General features: G+C 72.0%; 14 protein-coding genes and 2 pseudogenes. 11 read left to right on the top strand and 5 right to left on the bottom strand.

Annotation, left to right across the window (positions count from 1 at the left end):
* Window positions 1-136 precede the first annotated feature (136 nt).
* Window positions 137-847: a transposase family protein gene (locus ACIQVI_RS04390; RefSeq protein ID WP_403590909.1), complete on the bottom strand. Its 711-nt coding sequence runs from the start codon at window positions 845-847 to the stop codon at window positions 137-139.
* A gap of 298 nt (window positions 848-1145) precedes the next feature.
* Here ACIQVI_RS04390 and ACIQVI_RS04395 point away from each other — a divergent pair, with 298 nt between their 5' ends.
* Complete coding sequence (locus ACIQVI_RS04395) at window positions 1146-2450, top strand: hypothetical protein (RefSeq protein ID WP_403590912.1); 1305 nt, start codon at window positions 1146-1148, stop codon at window positions 2448-2450.
* A 71-nt stretch (window positions 2451-2521) separates the two neighbouring features.
* Here the strand turns inward: ACIQVI_RS04395 and ACIQVI_RS04400 are convergent, their stop codons facing one another.
* The gene (locus ACIQVI_RS04400) at window positions 2522-3391 is read right to left on the bottom strand and encodes an acyl-CoA dehydrogenase family protein (RefSeq protein ID WP_403590915.1); all 870 of its coding nucleotides are present in this window, start codon (window positions 3389-3391) and stop codon (window positions 2522-2524) included.
* 455 nt (window positions 3392-3846) lie between these two features.
* Window positions 3847-5336: pseudogene (locus ACIQVI_RS04405) on the bottom strand (alpha/beta fold hydrolase).
* On the opposite strand from ACIQVI_RS04405, the gene ACIQVI_RS04410 reads away from it, so the two are divergent.
* From ACIQVI_RS04410 to ACIQVI_RS04440, 7 genes and pseudogenes are all read left to right on the top strand, one after another.
* The gene (locus tag ACIQVI_RS04410) at window positions 5271-5759 is read left to right on the top strand and encodes a hypothetical protein (RefSeq protein ID WP_403590918.1); all 489 of its coding nucleotides are present in this window, start codon (window positions 5271-5273) and stop codon (window positions 5757-5759) included. The pseudogene ACIQVI_RS04405 and the gene ACIQVI_RS04410 overlap by 66 nt on opposite strands.
* A 360-nt stretch (window positions 5760-6119) precedes the next feature.
* On the top strand, window positions 6120-6824 hold the full coding sequence (locus ACIQVI_RS04415; protein WP_403590921.1) for a hypothetical protein: 705 nt from the start codon (window positions 6120-6122) through the stop codon (window positions 6822-6824).
* Between the two features lie 12 nt (window positions 6825-6836).
* Window positions 6837-7100 (top strand): annotated as a pseudogene (locus ACIQVI_RS04420) (hypothetical protein); the annotation flags it as partial.
* 457 nt (window positions 7101-7557) lie between these two features.
* Window positions 7558-7983, top strand: coding sequence for an aspartate 1-decarboxylase (gene panD / locus ACIQVI_RS04425; protein WP_403590924.1), 426 nt, complete (start codon window positions 7558-7560; stop codon window positions 7981-7983).
* 23 nt (window positions 7984-8006) lie between these two features.
* Window positions 8007-8351 carry a GNAT family N-acetyltransferase gene (locus ACIQVI_RS04430; protein ID WP_403590927.1) on the top strand — a complete coding sequence of 115 codons (345 nt, stop codon included), beginning with the start codon at window positions 8007-8009 and terminating at the stop codon, window positions 8349-8351.
* A complete protein-coding gene (locus ACIQVI_RS04435) occupies window positions 8345-8998 on the top strand; it encodes an aspartate/glutamate racemase family protein (RefSeq protein ID WP_403590930.1) in 654 nt (217 codons plus the stop codon). The genes ACIQVI_RS04430 and ACIQVI_RS04435 overlap by 7 nt, the downstream gene beginning before the upstream one ends.
* 389 nt (window positions 8999-9387) lie before the next feature.
* Window positions 9388-10806 carry a transglycosylase family protein gene (locus tag ACIQVI_RS04440; RefSeq protein ID WP_403590933.1) on the top strand — a complete coding sequence of 473 codons (1419 nt, stop codon included), beginning with the start codon at window positions 9388-9390 and terminating at the stop codon, window positions 10804-10806.
* On the opposite strand, the gene ACIQVI_RS04445 is transcribed toward ACIQVI_RS04440, so the two are convergent.
* A complete protein-coding gene (locus ACIQVI_RS04445) occupies window positions 10687-11679 on the bottom strand; it encodes a DMT family transporter (RefSeq protein ID WP_351972007.1) in 993 nt (330 codons plus the stop codon). The two genes, ACIQVI_RS04440 and ACIQVI_RS04445, sit on opposite strands and share 120 nt — an antisense overlap.
* Before the next feature lie 232 nt (window positions 11680-11911).
* Between ACIQVI_RS04445 and ACIQVI_RS04450 the strand changes: the two genes are divergently transcribed.
* From ACIQVI_RS04450 to ACIQVI_RS04460, 3 genes are all read left to right on the top strand, one after another.
* Entirely contained in the window at window positions 11912-12625 is a 714-nt protein-coding gene (locus ACIQVI_RS04450; protein ID WP_403590936.1) for a (2Fe-2S)-binding protein, read from the top strand.
* Between the two features lie 111 nt (window positions 12626-12736).
* Window positions 12737-14212 (top strand): SDR family NAD(P)-dependent oxidoreductase, encoded by a 1476-nt coding sequence (locus ACIQVI_RS04455; RefSeq protein WP_351972009.1) that lies wholly within the window; start codon window positions 12737-12739, stop codon window positions 14210-14212.
* 282 nt (window positions 14213-14494) lie between these two features.
* On the top strand, window positions 14495-14665 hold the full coding sequence (locus ACIQVI_RS04460) for a hypothetical protein (RefSeq protein WP_163013712.1): 171 nt from the start codon (window positions 14495-14497) through the stop codon (window positions 14663-14665).
* Between the two features lie 72 nt (window positions 14666-14737).
* Here ACIQVI_RS04460 and ACIQVI_RS04465 read toward each other — a convergent pair whose 3' ends face one another.
* Window positions 14738-16162: a lipase maturation factor family protein gene (locus ACIQVI_RS04465; RefSeq protein WP_403590940.1), complete on the bottom strand. Its 1425-nt coding sequence runs from the start codon at window positions 16160-16162 to the stop codon at window positions 14738-14740.
* Window positions 16163-16175: the final 13 nt, after the last annotated feature.

The raw sequence follows: 16175 nt of genomic DNA on the forward strand, positions 1-16175 counted from the left end.
CGGTGGATACCGTCTGCCGACGGAGAGCGGTGGCACGGCCAAGCCGCCGCGGAAAGTGTTGGAGAAGCGTAAACACGGGCTGGTGGCGCGGAGTCGCGGGGCCTGGCGCCAAGCGGACACTGAGCCTTTTCCAACCTCACGCTGTCGCGTGGTGAAGGACGAGGACGGCCTGGACGATTGCTGTGATGCGGGTGGTGCTGGCCTGCTCGCCGAGGCAGCGGATCTTGGCGTGGGTGATGTTGTGGCGGCGCTTCCACCGCTTGAGGCGCCGGCCCCGAAACGGTACGCGGACGGAGTTGCCGGCGCCTTGGGACGCCTTGTCCGCCCAGCATCTGAGGCCTGCTTCGGCGAGGGCTTCGACGATCCCGTGGTGTCGCGCGGCGGTCAGGTCGTGAGTCGAGCCGGGCAGAGTCGGCGAGACCCAGAGCAGCCGTCCGAACGGATCGGTGAGGACCTGCACGTTCATGCCATGGCGCTTGTGCTTCCCGGAGTAATAGGGGGTGTCGGCGGTGATGCGGTCGATCGGCAGCAGGGTGCCGTCGAGGATGACGAACGCCTTCTCCCGGATCGTCCGCATCGCCCCGGCCAGGGACGGCACAAGGCTTGCCAGGGCCTCGGCGGCTTCGCGTATGTAGCGGTAGACGGTCGCGATCCCGACGCCGAACCCGGCGGCCGGCTGGGCGTAGGTGTCACCGCATCGCAGGTGAGCCAGGGCAAGCATGGCCTGTCGCGAGGCGGGAAGGCGCCGCCAACGCGTACCGATCTCCTGCCGCCTGGCCTTCAGTCGCCCGGTCAGGAACCGCAGAGTGCGGCTGGACAGATCAATCGCCGACGGATAGACAAGCACGCGAAGCTCCTGGCAGACACGGGTGATCTTGGTCGAGAACCCGTCTACCAGGAGCTTCGCCGTTGCGCAGGCCCGTCCAACTCGCTGTCATCACCGGCATCTTGGAAAGAGCTCACTGAGTCGGCGCCCCCGGTTTCGTCGCCTTTCACCATGACCGGCGGTGAGCGGACCGCAGCATAGATGTCCGGGACGAGCCGTTGTGCCGAGTGACGTCTGGGTACTGTGATCGGGGAGGACGTGGGTCCACTGTTCTCGCCGGATGTCAGCCGTAGGCCGGTGCGGGGAAACAGGGGAGACGATGATCGACTATCGCAAGAAGACAACCGTGCCGGTGTGGACACTGGCAACCAGTGACGTCCGGGTGCCCGCAGTGACCGGAGACGGGCCGATGACGGCTGAGCGCTTGGCTGAGCTGCGCAATGTGCTGGCTGTCCTTGCCGACGAGCCGATCGCCACACTTGAGATGCACCCGCTGCCCGATCAGCTTGACCGTGTCCGAGGCATTTCGCTCGATGCCGTGAGTCCCCTGGCGCAACACCTGTCGCAGCTCGTCACGCAGTCGGCACGGAGTTCCTCGGCGGCCACTGCCGGCGAAGGACTGTATCGCATGGTGGTTCCGGCGAAGGTCGCCGCACAGTTCGGTCAGGGCATCGTTCGCCCGATGGCGTCGAAGGAGGTGGCTGGCGGCATCCACGGCGCACTCGTGAACTCGACCGGAATCGTCGCCGGTGCAACGTTCGTGCCCGTCAACAAAGTAGCCACAGCGGGCGCAGCCGGTGGAGCAGGTGCGACAGCCGGCATCGCGGTTGGCGGCAGCGCTGCGCTTACCGTAGCCGCGCCGCTCATGCTCATGGCCGTGGCGGTCGGGGTGAGTGCACATGCCGATGCCAAGCGTCAGGAGGCCATCGAGCACATCACGGAACTGCTGGAGCAACTGCGCGAGCAGAAGATCGAAGACGAGCGGAGTGAACTTGACGGCTGCCGTGATGCCATCGACAAAGCAACCGCCATCCTGCTCGATCAAGGCAAGCTCGGTCTCTCGATGGGACTCGACTCGGCAGTGCACGCCATCAATACGGCACTGGGCCATGCCGACCACCGCCTTGCCCGGTGGCAGAACGCACTCGACAAGCTGCCCGACGGCCAGCCCGTCGAGATCGGGACGCTGACCGGGGCGTTCCCCGGCGTGGACGACCATGGTGGTACGTTCCGTGCCCACCTCGAACTCGCTGCCCTGGCCATCGCGCTGAAACGACGTGTCAACGTCCTCCAGGCCGTCGAGCACGCGCAGAGCAACCCTGGCAACTTGTTCGAGAACTTCACCCGCGTACTCAAGCGCGACCAGCAGCGCCTCGATGAACTGGAGTCGGACATCGCCGACGTCCTGGTACGCCTGGCGGCGCTGGAGCTGGCACGTCCGAACGGTTTGCGGCCCGTCTTCACGACCGGGGAAGTCGATCGTCTGATGCGCGCGGCACACCGGATTCACCAGCTGGGCGATGGCGTCACGGTCAATAGCCGTATGACAGACGTGGCGATCGACATCGCTCGCAATAAGGACGGCTCGGTGGTCGTGTTCCCCGCGCTGCCCGTGAGGGCATAGGTGCGAGCTTTGGTGAAACCCGGTTCAAGGTCCGCCCGGTACAGGTCGCCAGGAGCCGTCATGGGAACGGCTTACACCGGCTGGCATTGTTTCGTCCCGTGTCCTGACGCTGCCGTCGATCGGTGCGGCTTGCGGTGTCCGTGCTGTCCGGGTAATGACAACGACCCCGGCCAGGGGCGGGGCCGGGGTCGTGCCGGGACTCCCGCCGCCACCGGTGCGGTAGGTCGCGGTAGGAGTGTTCGGTGGAGGGGGCAGACCAGGACGCGGATGCCGACCGGCAGACCGAACTGGTCGCGGGACCAGCCCTCGTAGACGCTGTCGGCGACGTTGCACAGGTGGTTCATCGCGGCGTGGACGTCGCGCCAGTGGCGCTGGAGGGGTTGGTCGAGGCGGAGGGAGCCCCCGCCGGCGCGGCGGAAGAGGGCGTCGACGACGTCGGTCGCGCGGCGGGAGGCGCGGACCTGGTTGCGCCGGGCCTCGGTCCGGGCCTCGATGCCGATGGCCCGGCCCGTGAGGACGTCCTCGTACATCCGGTCCGTAGTGGCCAGCAGGTGGGTGCGGCTGGCGTCCAGGTCGGCCGCGGCTTCTCCCGGACCGGTGAGCTGGTGCGGGTCCTCGGCGGCGCGGCTGCCGACGATGGTGATGCGCTGACGGGTGTAGGCCAGGAACGCGGCGAGCGCGCCCTCGGCGATGCCGAGGGTGACGGCGCTGATCGCGCTGGAGAACATGACGCCGAACGGCATCGTGTACAACGGGTTCCCGGGCCGGTTGCGCTCGGTGAGGATGCCTTCACTGACCTCATGGGCGTTCAGGGCGCGGTGGTCCGGGACGGAGGCGTCCTCGACGACGGTGTCCTTGCTGCCGGTGCCGGCGAGGCCGACGACCCGACAACTGTCGGGCAGGATCTCGTAGTCCGCGCGGGGCAGGACGAAGTGCCGCATGCCCGGGGCATGGTGACGATGCCGCCCAGGACGGCCCAGTCGCAGTGGTCGCTGCCGGAGCCGAAGGGCCAGCGCCCGGAGAGGAGGAAGCCGCCGTCCACCTTCCTGGCCCGGCCGTTGGGCGCGTACGGCGAGGAGATCCAGGTGTCCGCCTTCTCGCCGTTCTCTCCCCAGAGCTCCCGCTGGAGCCTCGGGTCGGAGAAGGCTGGCTCCCAGGGGTGGATGCCGACCACGCCGCCCCCAACTGGGGGTCGGATTGCGGGCGGCCAGCGCCGTTACCGTCCGGTAGAACTCACCGGGTGTCGCCTCGTAACTGCCGAACTCGCGCGGCTGCAAAAGTCGTACGACACCGGCGGAGCGCATGAGCGCCACGGTCTCGTCCGTCAGTCGGCCGGCTTCGTCGTCCTAGAGGGCCTGCTGCTCGAACCGGGCGGCGAGTTCCTCGATGGGTTCGTTCACCTCGTGCATGGAGTGGAAACCTCGGTCGTGGGGGTATCGGTGGTGATCAGTGGTGGGCGATGAACTCGGCGACCAGTCGGTTGAACTCGGCGGGGTGCTCCAGTTGGGCCTAGTGACCGCAGCGGTTGAAGAGCACCGGGGGAGTCGCGGATCGTGGAGACCAGGCGCAGGGAGTTCTCGAAGTGCACCACTCGGTCGTCGCGGCCGTGGACGATCAGGCCGGGCGCGGTGATCCGGGCGATCTCCGCGTCGGTGGCCGAGCTGCCGAGCTGCCTGGTCCGCCGGAGGTGCTCCAGGAAGTTCTTCAGGTGGGCGGGCCGTGACCGGGCGGCGGCCCGAGCGTGGGCCAGTGCCTCGCGGTCCGGGCCGGTGTGGAAGGTCATGACGTCGACCAGCTCGGCCATGGTGGCCTCGGACGGGTCGGCGTAACCGGGGATGAGGATCTTGATTCCCTCACTGGGACCGTCGCCGAGGCCGAACAGCCCGGGGCCGCCCCTGCCGGCCGGAGCGCCCATGGTGACGAGGTGGGAGAAGCGGTCGGGGTGGAGGGCGGCCAGGCGCAGTGCGGTCATGCCGCCCATGGAGTTGCCGACGAAGGCGGCCTTCTCGATGCCGAGGGCGCCCAGGAGCTGAACCGCCGCGGCGGCGTGGTCGCGTTCCCCGCCGTGACGGTGTCGGACGCGCCCCAGCCGGGCATGTCCACGGCGATCACCCGGTACCGCTTGGCGAGGGCCGGGATATTGGGGGAGAAGTTGCTCCAGCCGGTGGCGCCGGGCCCGCTGCCGTGAAGGAGGACGACGGGATGTCCCTCGCCCGTCTTGTTGTAGTGCAGGGTCCAGTCCGTAGTGGAAGACGAGGGGCGCCGGGCGTGCTCGCCGTCGTGCAGGGAGAGGCCGGTGACGCGCCCGACGGCGAGCCGGTGGTCGCCGACCGGGTGGTCATCGACGAGTGCGCAGTCGGCCCAGGCGATCGCGTCGGTCAGCACGGGGGAGCTGGTTGGTCCGGGCACCCGGTCGACGGCGCCGAAGCGGTCGACGCCGCGGGAGGCAAAGACCCGACAGACGTCCTGGTGGTCCTCGCCGAGGACGTTGGCGCAGAAGGCGCCCGCAGTGCGGATCCTCGCCCAGGTGGAGGAGTCGCGGTCGGGGAAGAAGCCCACCAGCGGCGGATCCAGCGAGATAGACGTGAAGGTGCCGACGGCCATGCCGACCGGGCCGTCTTCCGTCATGGCCGTGACGACCGCGACTCCGGGGGTAGTGCCCGAGCACACGGGTGGCGCGTACATGGCTCGACAGCTCGCCCGTGGTACAGGGTCCTTCCTCAAGGACTGCGGCTGGGCCAAGCCCACCCGCTCAGGCAGTGCGAGGAGTCCGGTCATGGCGCGCGGGACGAGGCAATCGAGCGCCTCACACAGCTGCGTGTGGAGAAGAAGGCCACGGCGCCGTCGATGGTGGCGGCCCGCCGCGAGCCGGGTCAGCTGACGCATTACTCCATCGGCTGGCACGTCGACGGCTCGATCAACGTGCACATCGTTCCGTGGCTGGGAGCGCGGAAGCCGAACTCGGTCACGCCGATGGTGACAGAGCGGTTCCTGGACGAGGTGGAGAGCGATGGCGTTGGCCGAGGGAACCAGGCGAACACCTTCCGGGTTCTGAGGGCCATCCTGCGGGACACCTACGCCGAGGGAGTCCAGGAACTCGAATGCGTTCGGGGAACGGTCGTCATTCCGTCTCTCGGCTACGTGACGGAGGCACTGGCTGTTGCCGATGAGGACCTGGAGCTGGAGAGGGGCACGCTCGGCCATGTTTCCGGCTTTCGGCGCGTCACCGGGGAGGACAGTTTCGCACCTCCTCTTGGCGGCGGCCGGTGCGGCGCGTCCCGCTCCGCCGCCGACACCGACCGTGGCTGATCGCCGGCGCCACCGGCCTGCTCGTCGCCGGTCGCTCCGCCTCTTCGGCCGTCACCGGTCCGCCGGAGTACCCACCAGTCGCCCCGCGACTGCCTTTGAGCCCCCGGGAGATCGGGTCCCGGACCGGCCTGCCCGGCACCCTGACAATATCGTCCGAGCCTCGGCACGCATAGGGTCTTCTCTGGTTCCAAGAGTGCGGAAAGAGAGGACGCTTGATGGGCAACGTCGGGGCGGCCGTGGACATCACAGGACCGCTCACCGTGGGCGCCCTCCGAATTGCCTCCTCGGGGCGCCCCTACGACGAGGCAAACCGAAGAGGCATGAACACCGCCTGATCCGAACGGACTGATGAGAAGGACCATGAGCGAGCAAGTCGTCACCGTCTGCCTGCCGCCGTGCGAGCCGGGCGAGTTGCGTGCGGCGCTCGCGACGGCGATGGCCCCGTTCGAGTACGACGCGCAGATCGGCAAATCGGACGAGGAATGGCAGGGGGAGTGGGACCACTGGTTCATCGACGCGCACGGCTGGGACTTCACGGTGCGGGGCGGCTGTGAGGATGATCCGCTGATCATCCGGGGCGACGATGTGTCCCCGCGTCCCCGTTCGCTGTGCGACGGCGGGCCGAAGGGCCTGCTCGACCTCGACACGGGCCGTGCGGCGGCCGCACGGGAGGCGGGGGAGGAGTGGGGCGCCTGGCACGCCTTCGCCGCCGGCTTCCCGTCTGGTCTGCCGTACGCGCACTTCGCCAGGAGGGCGGCCGAAGACCCCGCATACACGCAGGAACGGATGGTGGAGGACTTCAGGGACCAGCCCGTGATCAGCGCGCTTCGGCAGGCTCCCGCTCTCGAGGAGCGGTTCGGCTTCGACCCGGTGCCCTGGTTCGGAGAGGACCGTGCCGCCTTCGTGGAACAGGCGGAGGCGGGCGTTCTGCCGACCTTCGCTCTCCTCACCGTCGACGGTCGCTGGTCGGACGGCAGCTCTCACCCGTACAACGTTCGCTTCAACGCCTACCTCGACAGCCTCCCGGACGCCACGATTCTGGTCCGGGTCCTCTACCACTCCTGAGCACCGTCCGCGCCGGTTCCGCCCTTCCGGGAAGCGCGGAGGGAGTTCTTGACGATCGTGGGTGGCGCGCTCGGCGGTGTACCAACCCACTGTCCGATGATCCACACCCCGCTGGGGGAACTACCGGGGCTGCTTGTCGAGCAGGCCCATGTTCTGGCGTCGGGCGGTCTGCTCCTCGTTCCCTTCGCCCGGCTCCTCCACGATCCGGCCCCAGAAGGGGTACGAGGGGTGAGGGCGAAGCCGCTGCCGAGCTCACCGGACCGCAGCGACTTGTAGGGGTCCGCAACGCGGTGGCCTTCGTCGGCGAGGCCGGGGAAGGAGTCACGACCACCGGCCCTCGTCCCGCACCGCGTCACGACAGGGTCGTGGCCCGGGCGAGGGTGCGAAGGACGTTCCGGAAGGTTGCTTCGAACCACGGTGGCTCCCGCCTTCCCGGCGAGCGCCACGTCGGAGTGGACGGAGAGGCGCACGCAAGCACGCAGGCTTCCGGGTGGTCGATCGGCTGATGGCCGAAGGAACCGCGCTCCACGAACCGGAGCGACACCGGTGCCCGACGCGTTCTCGGAGGACTGCCCGAACAGGCGTCGCCAGCGGTGCGAAAGCCCAGGGGGAGCCGTCTCGCCGGGCCGGAGCGATGTTCCTCACAACCCTCGGACGGCACGTGCCGGTGTAGAGTCGTGGCCGCCCTTGACCTGCACGAAGCAGGCAGGGAGCCGTCTCGGAGGAGTCCCAAGTGCTGCGCACTCTGTTCAAGTCCAAGATCCACCGCGCCACCGTCACCCAAGCCGATCTGCACTACGTCGGTTCGGTCACCGTCGACGCGGAGTTGATGGAGGCGGCCGACCTGCTCCCCGGTGAGCTGGTGCACATCGTCGACATCGACAACGGCGCCCGGCTGGAGACGTACGTCATCGAGGGCGAGCGGGGATCCGGGGTCATCGGCATCAACGGGGCCGCCGCGCACCTCGTGCACCCCGGTGACCTCGTCATCCTCATCAGTTACGCGCAGGTCGAGGACGCGGAGGCGCGGACGTTCGTGCCGCGCGTCGTGCACGTCGACGGCGACAACCGCATCGTGGAACTGGGGGCCGACGCGTCCGCGCCCGTCCCCGGCAGCGACACGGTGCGCGCGCCGCACGCCGTGCCCGCCCACGGCTGAGTACGACCCGAGGAGCACACCGCATGGCCGAGCCGCAGATCCGGGACGACCGGGCGAAGGGACGTCTGGAGGCGTTCGAGGAGGACGCCCCCGTCGGTGTCGTCGTCTACTTCGTCCTCGACGCCGAGCCCCACGCCCTGGTGGCGGTCCACACCGTCGTCGAGCCGGAGCACGAGGGGAAGGGGATCGCCGGGGCGCTCGTGCGCGAGCTCTACGCGACCGCCGCCCGCGAGGGCGTGCCCGTCGTGCCCCTCTGCTCGTACGCCGCGCGGTGGGCCGAGCGCCACCCGGACGAGGCGCCCGTCCCGCCGGACGAGGTGGTCCGCGCGGCGGAGGGCCGGCTCAGGGCCACGCCGAGCCTGTGGTGACCCCCGCCGGCACCCTGGCCCTGCTGCACACCTCGCCGGTCCACGTCCCCGTCTTCGACGCCCTGCGCGACCGCCACCACCCCGGGCTCGCCCTGCGCCACCTCGTCGACGAGGAACTGCTCGTACGGGCCCGGGAGGAGGGCCCCGGTGCCGTCGCCGGGGCCGTGGCCGCCGTGCTCGCCGGGGCCGTCGCGGACGGCGCCGACGCCGTCCTGTGCACCTGCTCCACCCTCGGCGGGGTGGCCGAGGACGCGGCGGCCTCCCTCGGCGTGCCCGTGCTCCGGGTGGACCGGCCGATGGCCGCCGAGGCCGCCCGGGCCCGCCACGTCGTCGTGGTGGCCGCCCTGCGCTCCACCCTGGAGCCCACCCTCGCCCTCCTCGCGGAGGAATCGGGACCGCACCCCCGCCTCATCAGTACGGCGGTGGTGGAAGGGGCCTGGGAGCGGTTCGAGGCGGGGGACCGGGAGGGGTACCTCGACGCCGTCGCGGCGGCCGTGGACCGGGCGCCCGTCACGGAGGGCTGCGTCGTCGTCCTCGCCCAGGCGTCCATGGCCGACGCCGCCGAACGGACCTCCACCCCGATGCCCGTCCTCTCCAGCCCCCGCCCCGGACTCGCGGCGGCCGCGAGGGCGGTGGGCCGGGGCTGACCCCCGGGGACCCGTCCGGCGGGCGCCGGACGGCCCGCCGGGCCACCCTGGGAAGCGAGGAACCCGACGAGCGAGAGGCCCGTGATGACCCACCCCGCCCCCGACCCGCTGCCCCCGTCGCCCATCCCGCCCCCCGTGCCCGCGCCCAACCCCGTGCCCCCGCCGAGCCCCAGCCCGGTCCCGGCCCCTCCGGATCCCGGGCCGAGCCCGGCCCCGCAGCCCGGCGGACCCGTGCCGGAACCCGAGCCCCAGCCCCAGCCGGGACCCGCCGGAGGAGGCCCGGCGCCCGCGCGGAGGTGACGGAAGAGGGCCCGGATTCCGTGAACCGCTTGTCACGGAGCGTGTGCCACCCCTAACTTGGCGGCTGTCGCTGTGTTCTAGGGGGGCCCATGGCCGTACGCGGACGTCACCGCCGTCACCAGCCGAGCCGCGTCAACCGCGCCTCGCTCACCATCACGGCGGGAGGCGCCGGAATGGCGCTGCCGCTCATCGGGGCGGGCACCGTGCAGGCCGCCTCGCTGAACGTCTGGGAGAAGGTCGCGGCCTGCGAATCCTCCTCCAACTGGCGCATCAATACCGGGAACGGCTACTTCGGCGGCCTCCAGTTCACCCAGTCCACCTGGGAGGAGTACGGCGGCACGTACTACGCGCCCCGCGCCGACCTCGCCTCCAAGGACCAGCAGATCCTCGTCGCCGAGCGCGTCCTGAAGGGACAGGGCCCCGGCGCCTGGCCCTCCTGCGGCCCCCGCGCGGGCCTCGCCCGGGGCGGCGAGGCGCCCGAGGCCTCCACCCGGGCCGCCACGGCGGCGAAGCCGTCCGGCGGGAACCAGCCGCGCACGGCCTCCCTGCCCGGACAGCGCGCCTTACCGGAGCGGCCGGCGCGGAGCGCGAGCCCGACCACCGTGCCCACCGTGCGCGAGATGTACACGGTGACGCCCGGCGACTCCCTGTCGAAGATCGCCCGCGAGGAGAACGTCCGGGGCGGCTGGCAGCGGCTGTACGACACGAACCGGCCCGTCGTCGGCGACGACCCCGACCTCATCCTCCCCGGCCAGCGCCTCACCCTGCGCATCACCGCACCGAAGAAGCCCGAGCGGCCGGCGAAGGCCGAGCAGCCCGCGAAGGCCGGGAAGCCGGAGACGGTCGGCAAGGTCGGCGCGGCCGGGAAGGTCCCCGCGCCGGTACGGACCGTCCGGCCCCCGAAGGCCGACCCGCCCGCGAAGACCGCCCCGCCCGTGCGGACGCCCGCCAAGGCCACCGCTCCCCGGCCCGCCGTCAAGCCCGCGACCCGGCCGGCCGCGAAACCCGTCACCAAGCCCGTCTCCGAAACCGTCGCCAAGCCGGCCGCCAAACCCGCCTCCCGGCCCGCCGCGACCAAGCCGCGCCCGGCCGCCGCGCCGGAGGTCCGCTACTCCGCCCCCGTCGCCGCGAACACCGGCACCCGCTACGGCAAGCCCGGCTCCTCCTGGTCCAGCGGCTACCACACGGGCGTCGACTTCCCCGTCCCCACCGGCACCTCGGTCAAGGCCGTGGCCGCCGGCCGGATCGTCTCGGCCGGCTGGGCGGGCGCGTACGGCTACCAGATCGTCCTCCGCCACGACGACGGCCGCTACAGCCAGTACGCGCACCTCTCCGCCCTCACCGTCCGCGAGGGCCAGCGGGTGGGCGCCGGGCAGCGCATCGCCCGCTCAGGCTCGACCGGCAACAGCTCTGGACCGCATCTCCACTTCGAGGTCCGGACGGGTCCCGGATACGGCTCCGACATCGACCCCCTGGCCTATCTCAGGGCGCGCGGGGTCTCCGTCTGACCCCCTCGGCCCCTTCCCCGCCGGGGGAGGGGCCGGTGCCTCCGGCACGGGCGCCATCCGGTCGAGCGTGAGCTCCACCAGACCGCCCGCGGCGACCGCGCCGCAGATCAGCGCGGCCACGGTGCCCGCCGCGCCGTAGCGGAAGCCCTCGCCGAACAGCGTCACGCCCACCGCCGCGGCGACCACCGGATTGACCACGGTGAGGGTGGCGAGCGGGGCGGCGAGCCCCGCGCCCCGGTACGAGGCCTGCGAGAGCAGCAGCCCGGCCACGGCGAACACCGAGAGCACCAGGAGCGCCGTCCACTCGGCCAGCGGCGCCTCCGGCGTCCACTCCCCGGCCACCGCCTTGGTGAACACCGACGCGGCGCCGAAGGAGACGCCCGCCGCCGTCGCCAGGACCACGCTGCGCAGCGGCGACCGCCCCACCAGGCGCGCGCACCCGAAGAGCAGGCCCACCGCGCCGAAGGCGGCCCCGGTGAGCAGCCACCGCTGCCCGTCGCCCAGGGACCGCGCGTCGGCGCCGGTCGTGAGGCTCAGCAGGCCCGCGAGGCCCGCCGTGGCCATCAGGGCCCCGTGCCAGGCCCGCCGCCCGGCCCCCCGGCCGACGAAGAGGGCCGCCATGGGCAGCGCGAACACGATCGTGAGCGCGCCCAGCGGCTGGACCAGGCTGAGCGGCCCGTACGCGAGGGCCGCGACGTGCAGGGCCGCCCCGACCCCGTTGAGCAGCACGGCACCCCACCAGGCCGGGCGGCGCAGCGGTGCGTAGCGCGGACCGGCGGCGGAGGCCGCGACCCGCTCCTGGACGATCGCCGCGGCCGCGTAGGCCACCGCGGAGACCAGGGCCAGGACGACGGACAGCATGAGGGGACTCATGCCTTCCACGATCCTCCTCCCCGGCCGTTCGCGTCGTCGTACCGGAGGACCTCTTCCCGCGTACCCCTTCCGCAGTACGGGCGACCCGCGTACGTCCCGGGTTGTACGCCCACGCAGGTCGGAACCGGTGCGAAGCGGTCCTCCGGCCCCCGCCCGGGGCGCTACCGTGGGCGCCGGCCCGGAACCGGGACCCGGGCGGACGACGGCACGAGGCAGGAGCGTGAGGGGCCGGATGGATCTCGTCGAGAGCGGATCGGTGGGCGGGTTCTTCGCCCTGCGGACCACCCCGCCGGAGACCGGCGGCGCCCACCTGCCGCTCGCCCGGATCTACGCGGGCGAGGACGGGCCCCTCACCGCGCGCGTGGACCGGGTCGCCGCCCGGCTCGGCGCCCCCGAGCGGCGGGTCGGCGCCTCCGTCGCCCACCTGGGGCTCGCGGCCCGGCTCTGGTCCACCGCCCTCGGCCCCGCCGCGCTGTACGGCCGCTTCCCGGACCAGGACCCCGCCGAGCTGTACTGGGACGGGGCGCTGACCTCGCCCGACGACCTGTGGTGGGCCGGCTCCGCGACCCGCCCCGGCACCGCCGCCGAGCTCCGCACGGCCGTCCAGGAGACCCACCTCGTCCCGCTCCACGCGGCCCTGCGCCGCGACGGCCGGATATCGCCCCGGCTGCTCTGGGGCAACGCGGGCTCCGCCCTCGCCGGCGCCCTGCGCGAACTGACCCGCTGGGCCCGCGCCCACGGCAGGCCCGACGCGGCCGACCGGGCCGCCGCCCTGGTCGCGGAGCTCCTCGACCACCCCGACCTCGCCGGTACGGTCCGGGGACCCCGGCTGCGCCGCGCCAGCTGCTGCCTCTACTACCGCTGCCCCGGCGGCGGACTGTGCGGCGACTGTGTCTTCGACCACGCCCCCCGAACGGGTTTGGAGGCGCGGCCCCCCGCTCCGTAAACTCGCCCTTTCGAAGGCCCGACGACGGTGACAGCCCGACGAGGGCGAGAGCCCGAGAGCGGCGACACTCCGAGAGCGGCGACGCACGAGCGAACGAGGAACCCGAAGGCCATGACGGTGACCGAAGAAACCCAGGACCACGGGCCGGGCATCGACCCCGAGCGCCTGGCCGTCTGCCTCGGCGTCCTCGACGAGCTCGACAAGCTGGAGGTCGACCACCCGGACGCGATCCTCGTCCGGCGCGCCACCGCCGGGATCTACCGGACCGTGAAGCAGCGCCGCCGCCAGGAGCGCCGGGCCGCCAAGACCGCCAACGACAAGGCGGTCACCGAGGCCACGGCCACCGGCTCCGCGCAGCGCATCGACGACGAGACCGAGGGCATCCTGCCCACCTCCGTCACGGAGGAGGGCCGGATCGCGGGGATACTCCAGCGCCCCCGCTCGTGCTACGTCTGCAAGACGCGGTTCGTCGAGGTCGACTACTTCTACCACCAGCTCTGCCAGAGGTGCGCCGCCGAGAACCGGGCCAAGCGCGAGGCCCGCGCCGACCTCACCGGCAAGCGCGCGCTGCTCACCGGCGGCCGCGCCAAGATCGGCATGTACATCGCGCTGCGGCTGCTGCGCGACGGCGCCCACACCACGATCACCACCCGCTTCCCCAAGGACGCCATCCGCCGCTTCAAGGCGATGGAGGACTCCGCGGACTGGCTGCACCGCCTGGAGGTCGTCGGCATCGACCTGCGCGACCCGGCCCAGGCCGTGGCCCTCGCGGACCGCGTGACCGAGGCCGGTCCGCTGGACGTCCTCATCAACAACGCGACCCAGACCGTGCGCCGGCTGCCCTCCGCGTACGCCGCCCTGGTCGAGGGCGAGGGCGCCCCGCTGCCCGCCGGCGAGCTGCCCGCCCACGACGTCATCGGCGCCTTCAACTCGGGCGCGGTGGACGGCCTCGCCGCGCTGCCCCTCGGCACGAGCGGCCTGGAGGCCCAGAAGGTCGCGGACCTCGCCCTGGTCGCGGGCAACGCCAGCATCGCCCGGCACCTCGACGGCACCGCCATCGACGCGGGCGGCCTCCTGCCGGACGTCGTCGAGAGCAACACCTGGGTGCAGAGCATCGAGCAGATCTCCCCGGTGGAGCTCCTGGAGACGCAGCTGTGCAACTACACGGCGCCGTTCATCCTGATCAGCAAGTTGCGGCCGGTGATGGCCGAGGCCGCGCGCAAGGCGGCCAGCGGGCGGGCCTACGTCGTGAACGTCTCCGCGATGGAGGGCGTCTTCAGCCGCGGCTACAAGGGCGCCGGGCACCCGAACACCAACGCGGCGAAGGCCGCGATGAACATGGTGACGCGGACCAGCGGCCAGGAGATGTTCGAGACCGACGGCATCCTCATGACCTCGGTCGACACCGGCTGGATCACCGACGAGCGTCCGCACTTCGACAAGCTGCGCCTCGCCGAGGCCGGCTTCCACGCCCCGCTCGACCTGGTCGACGGCGCGGCCCGGGTCTACGACCCGGTCGTGCGCGGCGAGGCGGGCGAGGACCTGTACGGCGTGTTCCTCAAGGACTACGCCCCCGCCAACTGGTAACCCGGTCTCTTCTCCGGCTTTTCCGCAAGAGCGCCTCACCGGCCGGGTGGGGCGCTCTTTCGGCTTGTTTCACCCGAACGCGTCACACTTCCGAGCCCGGTAGAGCGCGCAGGCGCTCATTTGGTTAGTCTGATGTCCACGGTCGGCCACCAAAGGGACACACCTTCCCCACGGCCGGCCCGGGACTGGCCCGCCACCAAGGCCGCGCTCCCGCCCGACGAACGGCGCCACCGCGACCGCACGGCACTTGTCCCACAGGTACGCGACACGAAGGAGTGCGCGGTGACACCCGAACTGACCAAGCAGGAACCGCGACCGACCGAATCCACCGAGCGGCCGCGCCGGAAGGGCGAGCTGGGAAGCCTGGAGGTCTGGGCGCGCTCGGCCCCGATCCGGCTCGCGGGCTACGAGGAAGACCTCGCCGAGCCCCACATCCTGCCGGGCATCGACTGAACCGACGCCCCTGGGTGAATTCCCCCCGGTGCCCCGGCCGAACCTCTCTCCGGCCGGGGCACCGGCACGTCCTCAGGGCCCGCCCGGGGGCTTCCGCAGCCGGGTGGGCGGCAGGTACTCCCGCAGCGGCGTCCGGTGCCACCAGGCCCCGGTCGCGCGCAGCTCGCGCCAGGTCGTGCAGCGGTACCGGTACAGCCGGGCGCGGACGTGGACCGGCGGCGCGTCCGGGAACGGGTTGTGGGCGAGCAGCCGCAGGGTGTCCCGGTCGCCGTCGAGCAGCCGCTCCACGAAGGGCCCGAACCACGCGCGCGCGTACCCGGGGGAGAGCGCCGCGAACCACATCAGCCAGTCGAGCCGCAGATGGTACGGGGCGAACTGGCGCGGCATCCGGCGCGGGTCGCCGGGCTTGCCCTTGAAGCCGTACTCGCGCCAGACGGTGCCCTCGTGCGGCGCCGGGTCGTCGGTGCCCTCGACCACGATCTCGTCCCGGACCCGGCCGACCGTGCCGAACGCGCCGTAGCTGTTGACCAGGTGGAACGGGTCGTACGAGCGGTTCATCGCCTGGTGCCGGGAGAGCAGGTTGCGCACCGGGCGGTAGCTGCGGACCAGGACGAGGGCGGTCACCGCGACGACCAGGACGACGTACCAGAGCGGCGGGTCCGGCCGCGGGCGGTCGCCGGTGAGCGGGGAGGCGTCCACGGCGGAGAGGGCGAGCACGATGGTGATCCAGTTCAGCCAGGCGAAGTTGCCCGAGAGCACCAGCCACAGCTGGGTGACCACCATCAGTCCCGCCGCGACCGTGGCCACCGGCTGCGGGGCGAAGAGGAAGAACGGCACGACGAGCTGGACGACGTGGTTGGCCGCCGCCTCCGCCTTGTGCAGCGGGCGGGGGAGGTGGTGGAAGAACCAGCTCAGCGGCCCGGGCATCGGCTGGGTCTCGTGGTGGTGGTACAGACAGGTCAGGTCCCGCCAGCAGCGGTCGCCGCGGATCTTGATGAGCCCCGCCCCGAACTCGACCCGGAAGAGCAGCCAGCGCAGCAGCAGGAGCACCAGGACGGGCGGTCCCGTGTCGTCGTTGCCGAGGAAGACGGCCAGGAACCCGGCCTCCAGGAGCAGCGACTCCCAGCCGAAGGCGTACCAGGTCTGGCCGACGTTCACGATCGACAGGTAGAGCGCCCAGAGCACCAGCCACAGGAGCATCGAGACCGGCAGCGGCACGGCGTCCCCGGCGCCCGCCACGAGCGCGAGCGCCAGGGCGGCGCCGGTCCAGGAGACGGTCGCGAACAGGCGGTCGGAGTAGCGCCAGTGGAAGAGCGAGGGCGTGTGGCGCGGCCGGGTCAGGCGCACGTACTCCGGCACCGGGAGCATTCCGCGCTCCCCGATCAGCGCCCGGAACTGCAGGGCGGCCGACAGGAACGCCACGCAGTACAGCCCGGCCAGGCCGCGCTGGAAGACGATCCGGGCCGTCCAGAGGTCGGGCGCCGTGAACCACTCCATCGCCTCCAGTATC

The sequence above is a fragment of the Streptomyces sp. NPDC098101 genome, assembly GCF_044760185.1.
Taxonomy (GTDB): Bacteria; Actinomycetota; Actinomycetes; order Streptomycetales; family Streptomycetaceae; genus Streptomyces.